The 12,877-nt window shown below is 63.0% G+C and carries 8 protein-coding genes; 7 read left to right on the forward strand and 1 reads right to left on the reverse strand.

Translation table 11 applies throughout. The features are described from left to right. Nucleotides 1-91: 91 nt before the first annotated feature. The 4 genes from KI243_RS01460 (at nucleotide 92) to KI243_RS01475 (ending at nucleotide 5,655) form a co-directional block, all read left to right on the forward strand. Nucleotides 92-3,004 carry an aminotransferase gene (locus tag KI243_RS01460; RefSeq protein ID WP_212810370.1) on the forward strand — a complete coding sequence of 971 codons (2,913 nt, stop codon included), beginning with the start codon at nucleotides 92-94 and terminating at the stop codon, nucleotides 3,002-3,004. A 213-nt stretch (nucleotides 3,005-3,217) separates the two neighbouring features. After that, nucleotides 3,218-4,096, forward strand: a complete 879-nt coding sequence (gene aguB / locus KI243_RS01465; protein ID WP_177118519.1) for an N-carbamoylputrescine amidase — start codon at nucleotides 3,218-3,220, stop codon at nucleotides 4,094-4,096. A 5-nt stretch (nucleotides 4,097-4,101) separates the two neighbouring features. Further along, nucleotides 4,102-5,208: an agmatine deiminase gene (gene aguA, locus KI243_RS01470; RefSeq protein ID WP_017127030.1), complete on the forward strand. Its 1,107-nt coding sequence runs from the start codon at nucleotides 4,102-4,104 to the stop codon at nucleotides 5,206-5,208. A gap of 246 nt (nucleotides 5,209-5,454) precedes the next feature. Beyond that, nucleotides 5,455-5,655, forward strand: coding sequence for a hypothetical protein (locus KI243_RS01475; RefSeq protein WP_042935701.1), 201 nt, complete (start codon nucleotides 5,455-5,457; stop codon nucleotides 5,653-5,655). 62 nt (nucleotides 5,656-5,717) lie between these two features. Here KI243_RS01475 and KI243_RS01480 read toward each other — a convergent pair whose 3' ends face one another. Beyond that, complete coding sequence (locus KI243_RS01480) at nucleotides 5,718-7,811, reverse strand: TonB-dependent siderophore receptor (protein WP_212810371.1); 2,094 nt, start codon at nucleotides 7,809-7,811, stop codon at nucleotides 5,718-5,720. A 450-nt stretch (nucleotides 7,812-8,261) separates the two neighbouring features. Between KI243_RS01480 and KI243_RS01485 the strand changes: the two genes are divergently transcribed. From KI243_RS01485 to KI243_RS01495, 3 genes are all read left to right on the forward strand, one after another. Beyond that, nucleotides 8,262-9,548 carry an OprD family porin gene (locus KI243_RS01485; RefSeq protein ID WP_017127027.1) on the forward strand — a complete coding sequence of 429 codons (1,287 nt, stop codon included), beginning with the start codon at nucleotides 8,262-8,264 and terminating at the stop codon, nucleotides 9,546-9,548. A 142-nt stretch (nucleotides 9,549-9,690) separates the two neighbouring features. Next, nucleotides 9,691-10,593 (forward strand): alpha/beta fold hydrolase, encoded by a 903-nt coding sequence (locus KI243_RS01490; protein WP_017127026.1) that lies wholly within the window; start codon nucleotides 9,691-9,693, stop codon nucleotides 10,591-10,593. Between the two features lie 174 nt (nucleotides 10,594-10,767). Then, complete coding sequence (locus KI243_RS01495; RefSeq protein ID WP_212810372.1) at nucleotides 10,768-12,831, forward strand: multicopper oxidase family protein; 2,064 nt, start codon at nucleotides 10,768-10,770, stop codon at nucleotides 12,829-12,831. Nucleotides 12,832-12,877 lie beyond the last annotated feature (46 nt).

The raw sequence follows: 12,877 nt of genomic DNA on the forward strand, positions 1-12,877 counted from the left end.
GTGCCGATTCTGCCTACTTTACTTCCTGCTTGCGTATTGACGGCACCAATGGCGATATAGACAGCCAATAAAAACTTCAGGGAGTCGTTACATGTTGCTCGCCACGTTGATCCGCCGCGCCAGTCTGCCAGGCCCGAATGTCTCGCCAGCGCAGGCGCTGCAACTGCTCGAGGAGCATTACGGACTCACTGGCACGTTGCAGGCGCTGGGCAGCCAGCAGGACCTCAACTATCGGGTCGACAGCGCCGCAGGCCGGTTCGTTCTGAAAATCTGCCACGGCGATTACGCCACCGTCGAATTGCAGGCCCAGCACGCGGGGCTGGCGCACCTGGCGGGTCGCGACGGCCTGCGGGTGCCGCGGGTGATTGCCGCGAACGACGGCCAGGACCTGCTGTCCCTCGAACTCGGCGGGCAGCCGGTGCACGTGCGCCTGCTCGAATACATCGAAGGCCAGTCGCTGACCCACCTCAAACACCTGGGTCGCGACCTGGTGGTCGGCCTGGGCCGGCTGTGCGGCGAAATGGACCTGGCCCTGGCGGACTTCCAGCACCCGGGCCTGGAGCGCACCCTGCAATGGGATGCCCGGCATGCCAGCGCGCTGATCAATCACCTGCTGCCGGTGATCAGGGACCCGCAGCAGCAGTCGGTCATTCGCGAAGCCGCCGCCCAGGCCGGGCGTCGCCTGCAACCGCTGGTGGAAAAACTGCCGGTACAGGCCATTCACCTCGATATCACCGACGACAATGTGGTCTGGCGCCGTGATGCACAGCGACACTGGCAACTGCAGGGCGTGATCGACTTCGGCGACCTGATCCGGACCTGGCGCATTGCCGACCTGTCGGTGACCTGCGCGGCCTTGCTGCACCACGCCGAGGACGACCCCTTTGTGATCCTGCCGGCGATCCAGGCCTATCACGCAGTCAATCCGTTGCAACGCGAAGAACTGCTGGCCCTGTGGCCGCTGATCGTCGCCCGCGCGGCGGTGCTGGTGCTCAGCGGCGAGCAGCAGGTCAGTATCGATCCGGACAACCACTACAGCCGCGACAACCTGGCCCATGAATGGGAGATCTTCGAAGTGGCGACCTCGGTGCCCTTCGAACTGATGGAAGCGGCGATTCTCACCGCGCTCGACCAGCCCCTGGAGCCGATCGGCAGCGAAGGCTTTGCGCCGCTGCTGCCGGGCCTGGTGGGACACGAGTTCGCGCTGATCGACCTGGGTGTGCTCAGCCCGCATTTCGAGGCCGGCAACTGGGAACAGCACGGCATCGACCAGCGCCTGTTGGCCGACGCGGCGGCGGTGCATGGCCTGGCGGCCAGCCGCTACGGCCAGTACCGCCTGTCCCGCACCCGGCCGGACAGCGCGGTGGAGCCTGACACGTGTCCCTTGCATGTCGACTTGCAAGTCCCGGCCGGCACCACCGTGGAGTCGCCTTTTGCCGGGACCCTGCATGCCCTGGCCGACGGCGGCGTGCAGTTGGTCGGGCATCCCTTGAGCCTGCGCCTGTGGGGCCTGCAGGCGTCCCTCAGATCCGGCGCCGCGGTGCTCAAGGGGCAAGTCCTGGGTGAGACGGGCGGCGCGTTGCGGGTCCAGCTTTGCCGGCATGCCGAACTCGATCCGCCGTTGTTCTGCACACCGTCGCGTACGGCCGCCTGGCAGGCCCTGTGCCCGTCGCCGGCGGCGTTGCTGGGGCTGGCCTGCGACGCCGAGCCGGAGCTGGATGCGGCCGACCTGCTGGCCCGTCGCGCCGCCAGTTTTGCCCGTACGCAGAAGCACTACTACGTCGACCCGCCGCGTATCGAGCGGGGCTGGCGCAATCACCTGATCGACATGCAGGGCCGTTCCTACCTGGACATGCTCAACAATGTCGCGGTGCTCGGCCATGGTCATCCGCGGATGGCCGCCGAGGCGGCGCGGCAGTGGTCGCTGCTCAATACCAACTCGCGGTTCCACTACGCCGCCGTCGCGGAGTTCTCCGAGCGTCTGCTGGCCCTGGCGCCGGACTCCATGGACCGGGTGTTCCTGGTCAACAGCGGCACCGAGGCCAACGACCTGGCGATCCGCCTGGCCTGGGCCTACAGCGGCGGGCGCGACATGCTCAGCGTCCTGGAGGCCTACCACGGCTGGTCGGTGGCGGCCGATGCGGTGTCCACCTCGATTGCCGACAACCCCAAGGCCCTCGACAGTCGCCCGGACTGGGTGCACCCGGTCACCGCGCCCAACACCTATCGCGGCGCTTTCCGCGGCAGCGCCAGTGCGCCGGACTACGTGCGCAGCGTCGAGCACAACCTGGCGAAGCTGGCCGAGAAAAACCGCCAGCTGGCCGGCTTTATCTGCGAGCCGGTGTATGGCAACGCCGGCGGGATTTCCTTGCCGCCCGGCTACCTGCAGCAGGTGTATGCGCTGGTGCGGGCCCAGGGTGGCGTGTGTATCGCCGACGAGGTGCAGGTCGGCTACGGGCGCATGGGCAAGTTCTTCTGGGGCTTCGAGGAACAGGGCGTGGTGCCGGACATCATCACCATGGCCAAGGGCATGGGCAACGGCCAGCCGCTGGGCGCGGTGATCACCCGCCGGGAAATCGCCGAGGCGCTGGAAGCCGAGGGGTATTTCTTCTCGTCGTCGGGTGGCAGCCCGGTCAGTTGCCGCATCGGTATCGCGGTGCTGGATGTGATGGCCGAGGAAAAACTCTGGGAAAACGCCCAGGTGGTCGGCGGCTATTTCAAGCAGCGCCTGGAAGCCCTGATCGATCGACATCCGCTGATGGGCGCGGTGCACGGCTCCGGTTTCTACCTGGGCGCCGAACTGATCCGCAATCGCGAAACCCTGGAGCCGGCGACCGAGGAAACCGCGCTGCTGTGCGATCGGCTGCGGGAGCTGGGGATCTTCATGCAACCCACCGGCGATTACCTGAACATCCTCAAGATCAAGCCACCGATGTGCACCACGCGCCAGAGCGTGGATTTCTTTGTCGACATGCTGTCGAAGGTGTTGGACGAGGGGCTCTGAGATCGTTGAGTGCCTGGTGCTCTGAATATCGATTCTTATCGATAAAATAAACGCTGAAAATATCAATTTTCAGTTTTTATGCTTTTAAAGCCGATTTTTATCGGTTATAAAGTCGCCACTGCCTTCGCGTGGCGCTGTAGCGCCCGGCTGCTCTCAATCTGTCATCGGTCGACCCATAGAATCGACCCTCTGCAACCGTTCAGGAGATGATTCATGAGCCGTATCGTTACCGTCGCCGCCACCCAGATGGCCTGCTCCTGGGACCTCGAAGCCAATATCGAGACCGCCGAGAAGCTGGTGCGCGAGGCGGCCGCCAAGGGCGCGCAGATCATCCTGATCCAGGAGCTGTTCGAAACCCCGTACTTCTGCCAGAAGCCCAACCCGGACTACCTGCAGTTGGCCACCCCGGTGGAAGACAACGTCGCGATCAGGCATTTCCAGAAGGTTGCCCGCGAGTTGCAGGTGGTGCTGCCGATCAGCTTCTTCGAACTGGCCGGCCGTGCCCGCTTCAACAGCATCGCGATCATCGATGCCGACGGCGCCAACCTCGGGATTTATCGGAAAAGCCATATCCCGGACGGTCCCGGCTACCACGAGAAGTATTACTTCAACCCGGGCGACACCGGCTTCAAGGTCTGGAACACCCGCTACGCGAAGATCGGCGTGGGCATCTGCTGGGACCAGTGGTTCCCCGAGTGTGCCCGCAGCATGGCCCTGCAAGGCGCGGAGATCCTGTTCTACCCGACCGCCATCGGCAGCGAGCCGCATGACAAGACCATCTCCTCCCGCGATCACTGGCAGCGCGTGCAGCAGGGCCATGCCGGTGCCAACCTGATGCCGCTGGTTGCCAGCAACCGCATCGGCAACGAAGAGCAGGACGGTTACGACATCACCTTCTACGGCTCGTCATTCATCGCCAACCAGTTCGGCGAAAAAGTCGAAGAACTCGATGAGACCGGGGAAGGCATCCTGGTCCACAGCTTCGACCTCGATGAACTGGAACATATTCGCAGCGCCTGGGGTTCGTTCCGCGACCGCCGTCCGAACCTGTACAGCGCCCTGAAAACCCTCGACGGTTCCCTGGAGTCCTGATCCCCATGACTATCTTGCATAGCACCCCACGCGCCGACGGCTTCCATATGCCCGCCGAATGGGCGCCCCAGACCCAGGCCTGGATGATCTGGCCCGAGCGTCCGGACAACTGGCGCCTGGGCGGCAAGCCGGCGCAGGCGGCCCATGCCGCGGTGGCCAAGGCCATCGCCCGGTTCGAGCCGGTGACGGTTGCCGTCTCCGCCGGCCAGTATGAAAACGCCCGGGCCCGCCTGGACGTACCGAATATCCGCGTGGTGGAAATGTCCAGCGACGACGCCTGGGTGCGCGACAGCGGGCCGACCTTCGTCATCAACAACCAGGGCGAAGTCCGTGGCGTGCACTGGGGCTTCAATGCCTGGGGCGGCTTCGACGGCGGCCTCTACGCCCCATGGAACCGCGACGAGCAGGTCGGCGGCAAGATCCTCGATATCGAGCGCTGCCAGGAATACCGCACCGAAGGTTTCGTGCTCGAAGGCGGCTCGATCCATGTCGATGGCGAAGGCACGGTGATCACCACCGAGGAATGCCTGCTCAATCGCAACCGCAACCCGCACCTGACCCGCGAGGAGATTGAAAAGGTGCTGTCCGAGCACCTGGCGGTGGACAAGGTCATCTGGCTGCCGGACGGTCTGTTCAACGACGAGACCGACGGCCATGTGGATAACTTCTGCTGCTACGTGCGTCCGGGCGAGGTGTTGCTGGCCTGGACCGACGATCCGCAGAACCCCAACTACAACCGTTGCCAGGCAGCCATGCAGGTCCTGGAAAACAGCCGGGATGCCAAGGGCCGCGCCTTCGTGGTGCACAAGATGCCGATTCCCGGCCCGCTGTACGCCACCGAAGAAGAGTGCGCCGGCGTCGATGCGGTCGCCGGCAGCCAGGAGCGCAACCCTTCGGTGCGCCTGGCCGGTTCCTATGTGAATTTCCTGATCGTCAACGGCGGGATTATCGCGCCGAGTTTCGATGATCCGATGGACGGCGTTGCCAAGGACATCCTGCAGAAGCTCTTCCCGCAGCATGAGGTGGTGATGGTGCCGGGTCGGGAGTTGTTACTGGGTGGGGGAAATATTCATTGCCTTACACAACAACAACCTGCGCCGCACCATGGTTGAGTGGGGCTGTAACAAATAGTGGCACGGCTCCAAATAGTGGCACTTTTGCATCATGGTAAATATTTCTTCATCTAACCCGCGGCCCTGATGGGTCGCGGGTTTTTTTATGTGTCGTGGTCGACAAAACTGGCACTTTGGCATAGCTCTTGTATCAGCTTCCGCTATAGGCGAAGCGTCTTTTAGATTGCGACGTTCTGTCATAAACCTTGAGTAAGTTAGCCGCTCATGAACCAGGAGAGCGTCGAGATGAACGTAGCCAGCGAGCGAGTTTCGCATCCCCTGTCGGTGACGAGCGAGTCGCTTCAAGTTCTGGCCCAGTGGTTGAAAAGCAACGGAACGCGTACCACCCGAGGTCAGGATCCTCGTCGGATTATTATCGACCGCTATCCCGCGGGACTGTTCAGCGAAGCTGAACTGGAAGCCTTGCTAGGGGTTTTGCAGGGTTAAAAAGGACTGAAAAAAAACGCCGCTGCCCGGAGCGATCCGGACAGCGGCGTTTTTTATCGTCCTCAGAAACTGTAGGTGCCGGTGACCACCAGGTTGCGCGGGGCGCCCGGCTGGATCTGGAAGGCACTGGTGGCCGAGGTGTAGTAGGTGCGGTCGCTGATGTTGTTCAGGGCAGCGCGCACGTCCCAATCGCGGGTGCGCAAGCCTACCAGCGCATCCCAGCTGCCGTAGCCCGGCAGGACCACGGTATTGGCGTTGTCGGCATAACGGTCGCCGACCAGGGTCAGGCCGGTCTCGGCGTACCAGCCCATTTCCGGCTTCCAGGTCAGGAACAGGCTGGCGTTGCGCTTGGCGACGTTGCTGACGCGCTTGCCCTCGAAGCCGTTGTTGTCCTTGACGATGGTTGCATCCTGAAGGCCGAGGCCACCGCGCAGGTACCAGTTGCCGACGATCTTGCCGGTGCCGGTCAATTCGACGCCCCGTGAGCGTTGCAGGCCGCTGAGCAGGGTGATTCCCGGGTTCAGCGGGTCGCTGGTGCGGCGGTTGTAGAGTTCCAGTTCATACACCGCCAGGGTGGTGCTCAGGTGCTCGCCGAGCCAGTCGCTTTTCACCCCGACTTCTTTCTGGCGGGTCATCTCCGGGCTCAGATCGTTGCCGTTGCCGGCGGCATTCGGGGTAATGCCGATCAGGCCGCCACCCACGGGCGAGAAGCTCTTGCTCCAGGAGGCATAGAAGGAGTGATCCTGCAGGGGCGTCCAGACCACCCCGACCCGCGGGCTGGTGCTGTGGCTGTCGCGGCTGTCCCTGACGCGGGTCAGGTTGTTGGTGGTCTCGACATCGAAGCTGTCGTAGCGCAGGCCGCCGAGCAACTGCCATTGATCATTGAGACGCAATTGATCCTGGACGTAGATCGCCCGGCTCTCGACTTCGGTGTGGTTGTCGCTGGAGGGCACCATGGGGCCGGTGTGGCTCAGGTTGCGGTTGGGGTTGAACAGGTCCAGGGAGGGCACCGCCTGGCCGCCGCGGTTGGCGGCGAGGGACGTGTAGAGCTTCGGATCGCGGCGCTGGCTGCCCAGCTCCACGCCGGCCAGCAGACGGTGTTCGAGGCCGAAGGTATCGAAGCTGCCTTCGGCTTCCAGGTTGCTGTAGATATTGCGGGTGTTGAGGTCCTGCTGCCAGCGCTGACGCGTGACCTTGCGGGTCGCGGCGGTGTAGCCGGTCAGGTAGGTGTTGTCGAAATCGCTGTCGAGCTTGAACACGCCGAGGGTATGGCGCAGTTGCCAGTTGTCGTTGAGGGCGTAGGTCAGCTTCGAGCGCAGTGATTGCGCCTTGTCGTCGATGTAGTCCCGCGGATCGCCATAGCTGGTGCCGCGCCCGACATCGGCCGGGCGGCCGTTGATCCCCGGTACGCCGCGATCCGGCGTGCGGTTGTAGCGGCTGTATTCGTACTGCACCAGCCAGTTCAGGTCCGGGGTCAGTTGCCAGCTCATCGATGGCGCGAACAACTGGCGGTTGGCGCTGACGCCGTCGCGGAAGCTGTTGGCGTCCTCATTGCCCATGTTCAGGCGCAGGCTGAGGTTTTCCGTGGGATCGGCGCTGAGGTCGGTGTACAGGCTGCGCAGGTCTTCGCTGCCGCCCTGCACCTCGACCGTGGAGCGCCGGCCGAACTGCGGCAGCTTGCTCACCCGGTTGACGATCCCGCCCTGGCTGCCACGGCCGTAGAGCACCGCCGCCGGCCCCTTGAGCACATCGATGCGCTCGATATTGTGCAGGTCGCGCACGTACTGGCTGTCGTCGCGGATACCGTCCAGGTAGAAGTCGTTGCTGGCGTCGAAACCCCGGATCCGCAGGCTGTCGAAACGGGTGTCCGCGCCGCTGCTGACGTTGGGAATGCCACTCAGCGCCTTGCCCAGGTCATTAGTGCCGTAATCGAGCACATTCGCGGTTTTCAGCGAGTCGATCGCCTGGGGCACATAACGCACCGGCGTGGCGGTACGGGTCGCGGTGCTGACCTCCTTGACCCGCGGATCGTCCGGGTCGGCATCGGCACTGATCGACAGTTCCGGCAGGGTGGTGGTCGCGGCGCAGGCAGATCCGGCGGACAGCAGAACGCAAAGCCCGAGGGTAACGGGCGTCAGGCGATAAGGGGCAGGCATGGAGAGGGTGTATCCGTCAGGGTGTGAGAGGGAGGGATATGACGGCGTTAATAATAACGATTGTTATTAACCACTGATAATGATTGTCAGTAACGAGCGCTCGGAGTTTGTGTCTAAATGTGTCGCTGCTGTTACAGGGGCGGCGCTCGTTACAAAAGTCGGGATGACGGGCATGCCTGCGAATCTGCCGCGTCGTTGGCTGATATGCCATTTTTGGAGGTTGACCGAGAAATCTTGTCTAATTGCCGAGGATTCACGAAATTGACACTTTAGTCGTGTCGCAGATACGATTCGCGTCACGCCTGTGGCTATAAGCCATATAACAAAATAAATAAAAGGCCCGCCGCAGACACCCGCGGCGGGCCTTTTTGTTTCTGCGTGAAACCGCCAACACACAGGTTCAGCTCGGAGCCGCAGGGCGTTTTATCCAGCAATAAGGAAAATAATATTATGTTGAACAAACGGATCGGTCTGCTCGCACTGGGCATCCTCAGCGCTACTCAGGCCATGGCAAGCGAACAATCGGACGCCAAGGGTTTTGTCGAAGACAGCCACCTGAACATTCTGCTGCGTAACGCCTACATCAACCGTGACTACAAAAGCGGCAACCCGGACAAGATCGAGTGGGGCCAGGCCGCCATCGGCACCTTCAAGTCCGGCTTCACCCAGGGCACCGTGGGCGTCGGCGTCGATGCCTTCGGCCTGTACGCCCTGCGCCTGGACGGCGGCCGTGGCGAAACCGGTGCACAAGGCATCGACTTCTTCGCCAAGGACAACAAGGGTGACCCGGCCCGTGATATCGCCAAGGCCGGCGCCGCGGTGAAATTCCGCCTGTCCAACACCGTGCTGACCTACGGCGACCAGATGCCGTCCCTGCCGGTACTGAACTACGACAACTCGCGCCTGCTGCCGGAAAGCTACACCGGTACCCTGATCACCTCCAAGGAGATCAAGGGCCTGCAACTGGACGCCGGTCACTTCACCGAAGAGTCGCGCAAGAGCGACGAAGGTCGTGACAGCGGTGGCCTGAAAAGCATCAACGTGCTGGGCGGCAGCTACCAGTTCACCGACAACTTCAAGGCCGCGCTGTACGGTTCCGACGTCGAAGACGTGCTGAAGAAGCAGTACGTGAACCTGAACTACGTGTTCCCGGTGGCCAAGGATCAGTCCCTGACCCTGGACTTCAACGGCTACCGTACCAAGCTGGACAGTGACTACGCGGCCAAGGCCGGCGCCGGCGGCGAAGACAACAAGATCTGGAGCCTGGCGGCCACCTACGCCCTGGGTGCCCATTCCTTCACCATCGCCCACCAGCGCAGCACCGGCGACAGCCTGCTGGGCTACCCGTACGGCGGTTACCAGCGTGGCCAGGGTCGTGTCGGTGATGGCGGCAACACCATCTACCTGGCCAACTCCTACTGGTCCGACTTCAACGCCTCGGACGAGCGCTCCTGGCAGCTGGGCTACGGCCTGGACTTCGGCGCCTTCGGCGTACCGGGCCTGACCTACAACGTCGCCTATGTACGGGGTGACAACATCACCACCTCCACCAGCACCGGCGGTACCGAGCGGGAAATCTTCAACCAGGTCAAATACGTGGTCCAGAGCGGCCCGGCCAAGGACCTGAGCGTCAAGCTGCGTAGCTCGATCCTGCGTGTGTCGGAGAAATCCAGCGAGTACAACGTCAGCGGTAACGAAGTGCGCGTGTACGTCGACTACCCGATCAACGTATTCTGATCGGCGCGACAAGGCAGTAGCAACCTGATGCCAGGTTGAACAAACGCCCCGACTGGTTCGGGGCGTTTTTGTTTGTGCCGGTTGCGAGTAATCTGTGGACCTTGTGAGCCGACGCTATCCCTGAGACCGAGACCCGGGCGCCATGACCGTCAGAACCTTTATCGCCCGTCGCCGCTGGTTGTCCCTGGGCTTGCTCGCGGTGTTCCTTGCCGTCGGCCTGCCCTACGGCTGTTCGCGACTGGCCTACAAGGAGCGCGAGCTGCTGTTCAATATCCAGCCGGGCACCGCGAGCTGGTTCAGCGGCATTCCGGCGGGGGTCAGGGAACTGCAGATCCCAGTCAGCGACGGGCTGGTCGGTTCCGACTACCTGCATGCCTGGTGGTGGCCGTCGAGCCGGGCCAACGCGCCGGCCATCCTCTACCTGCATGGCACCCGCTGGAACCTGACGGCGCAGGTCGGGCGCATCACTCAACTGCGCGACCTCGGCTTCTCGGTGCTGGCCATCGACTATCGCGGCTTCGGCGACAGCCCCGGCGACCTGCCTTCCGAACGCAGCGTGTACCAGGACGCCGGCAATGCCTGGAAACGCCTGGTGCAACTGCAACCCGACGCGCGCAAACGCTATATCTACGGCCACTCCCTGGGCGGTGCGGTGGCGGTGGACCTGGCCGAGCGCCTGGCCAGCGGCAAGGAGGCACCGAAGGCGGCCGGCCTGATCGTCGAATCGACCTTTACCGATCTGGGTGATGCCGCCCGCGCGGCGATCCCGACGTCGCTGCCGGTCAGCTGGATCCTCTCGGAGAAATTCGACTCCATCGACAAGATCAACCAGATCGACATCCCGGTGCTGATCGTCCACGGCACCGACGACCCCTACGTACCATCGCGCTTCAGCAAGGCCCTGTATGAAGCCGCCGTGCAACCCAAGCAACTGCTGTTGATCAAGGGCGGCAACCATATCAACAGCATGACCCTCGGCAGCCGCGAATATGCCAAGGCCCTGCGTCAGGCCTTCGAAGGATTTGCCGCACCGGTGGCTCGCTGACTTTGCGAGCCAAAACATTGGCAAACCCCAATAAACATTGCACTGCGCCGATAACGAACTAGCTTTATGCCAGCACGGATGGCTGTGGTCGGAAACGGATACTGCGTGTCTGCCTTTGCCTATCGCTACCGTGCCGACTCTCGATGTTCACGGTTGATTTGCAGGAGCAGTACCATGAAAGGATTGCACAAGGACAAAGCTCGCCATGCCCTGGGCCTGCTCGCCCTGGCAGTGATGGGCCACGGCGGCACGGCACTCGCGGTAGAACCTTCCCGGCTGTTCTACAACCCGCCGGGCCTGCAGCAGGAGGCGCCCAAGCCGAAGACCGGGACCCTGTTGCTCAAGTCCACCCAGGCCCCCGAGGCGGCGCCCGGTCACGCCGGCACCGAGCGGCGCCTGGACCTGACGATCAAATACACCAGGAATCATATCTACGACCCGGCTACCCGGCAGGATGTCCCGGTCTTGCTGCGCAGCTATGTCGGCACCGATGTCGACCCGGCGGCACCGTTCGTGGCGCCGACCATCAATGCCACCCCCGGCGACACGGTGCGCATCAGCCTCAACAACACGCTGCCGGCAGACCCCAGTTGCACCCAGCCGCAGACCAATCCGGATGCGCCGCACTGCTTCAACGGCACCAACCTGCACTCCCATGGCCTGTGGGTCAGCCCGTCGGGCAACAGCGACAACGTGCTGCTGTCGATCAACCCGGGCATCAGCTTCCAGTATGAATACAACATCCCCGCCGACCATCCGGCGGGCACCTTCTGGTACCACCCGCATCGCCATGGCTCGACTGCGATCCAGGTCGCCAGCGGCATGGCCGGCGCGCTGGTCATCCATGGCGATCGCCTGCCCGGCAAGGACGTCAACGGCGATATCGACACCTTGCTCAAGGATGAACAGGGCCAGGCGTTTCCCGAGCGCCTGCTGGTGTTCCAGCAGATCCCCTATGCGTGCAAGGGCGCGGACGGTAACTTCCGCTACAACATCGTCAAGGACAAGGACGGCAAGGACAAGAAAGTCCTCGACTGGACCTGCAAGGACGGCGAAACGGGGGTAGTCGAGTCGTTCGACCAGCTCCAGCCTTCCAGTTGGGGCGACTCGGGGCGCTACACCAGCGTCAACGGCCAGGTACAGCCGATCTTCGATGGCGCAAAGCCCGGGCAGGTCGAGCGCTGGCGGCTGGTGCACGCGGGGATTCGCGACACCATCAAGCTGAAGTTTCTCCGGCTGCAAGACAGCGCCAAGCCTGCCAGCAACCTGGGCATCGCGGCGTCGGAGTCGGCGCAGTTCATCGACAAGCAATGCACCGGCAAACCGGTGGAATACCACGTCATCGCAGCCGATGGCCTGACCATGAAAGAGGCGCAGAAGCGCGACATGGTGACCTTGCAGCCGGGTTATCGGAACGACCTGCTGCTGACCTTCCCCGAGTCCGGGCGCTACTGCGTGATCGACGAACAGGCCAGTGCGGCGGGCAACGTCGACCAGGCGGCCAGCAGCCGGCAATTGCTCGGCTTTGTCGATGTCGGCGCCGGCGAAAAGGTGCCGGACACCACCGCGCACCTGACCAAGGTACTGGTCGCGGCGGCCAGGCACTATATGCCCGATGATGTCCGCGACACCGTGGTCAAGGACCTGGAAAAAGGCCTGCACCTGGACAAGTTCATCCCGCACCCGGACATCGCCGAGAGCGAGCTCAAGGGCAAGGGCCAGACCCTGGTCTTCCTGATCGACACCAGCGATCCGGAGAACACCAAGTTCGCCGTGGGCAATACCTTGGCGGATGCCGTGCCCTACAAGCCGGGGACGATCAATCGCAAGCTGCAACTGGGCACGGCGGAGCAGTGGGTCCTGCAATCGGCGCGGGCGAGTCATCCGTTCCATATCCACGTCAACCCGTTCCAGATCGACAAGATCATCGGCCCGGACGGCACTGACCTGAGCGTGCCCGGATCGGTGGATAAAACCGACAAGGGCGACAACGAATACGCCGGCTTGAAAGGCGTGTGGAAAGACACCCTGTTCGTGAAAAGCCGCTCCAATCCGACGGTATTCCCGAAGGGTGAAGGGGTCTACACGCTGTACGTGCGCACCCGGTACGAGCGCTATATCGGCGAGTTCGTGCTGCACTGCCACATCCTCGATCACGAGGACCAGGGGATGATGCAGAACGTGAGCATTGGCCTGTCGGATGGCTCCGGGGGGATTTCGGAGGGGGCGCATCATTGAGACAGGTTTGAGGCAACAGGCAGAGGCTCGCCGTTGGGCGGGCCTT

It is taken from the genome of Pseudomonas sp. Ost2, assembly GCF_018326065.1.
In the GTDB taxonomy this organism is placed as follows: domain Bacteria; phylum Pseudomonadota; class Gammaproteobacteria; order Pseudomonadales; family Pseudomonadaceae; genus Aquipseudomonas; species Aquipseudomonas gingeri.

Coding starts and splice junctions, on each gene's coding strand:
- KI243_RS01460 (WP_212810370.1), top strand. CDS start 92: ATGTTGCTCGCCACGTTGATCCGCCGCGCCAGTCTGCCAGGCCCGAAT.
- aguB (WP_177118519.1), top strand. CDS start 3,218: ATGAGCCGTATCGTTACCGTCGCCGCCACCCAGATGGCCTGCTCCTGG.
- aguA (WP_017127030.1), top strand. CDS start 4,102: ATGACTATCTTGCATAGCACCCCACGCGCCGACGGCTTCCATATGCCC.
- KI243_RS01475 (WP_042935701.1), top strand. CDS start 5,455: ATGAACGTAGCCAGCGAGCGAGTTTCGCATCCCCTGTCGGTGACGAGC.
- KI243_RS01480 (WP_212810371.1), bottom strand. CDS start 7,811: ATGCCTGCCCCTTATCGCCTGACGCCCGTTACCCTCGGGCTTTGCGTT.
- KI243_RS01485 (WP_017127027.1), top strand. CDS start 8,262: ATGTTGAACAAACGGATCGGTCTGCTCGCACTGGGCATCCTCAGCGCT.
- KI243_RS01490 (WP_017127026.1), top strand. CDS start 9,691: ATGACCGTCAGAACCTTTATCGCCCGTCGCCGCTGGTTGTCCCTGGGC.
- KI243_RS01495 (WP_212810372.1), top strand. CDS start 10,768: ATGAAAGGATTGCACAAGGACAAAGCTCGCCATGCCCTGGGCCTGCTC.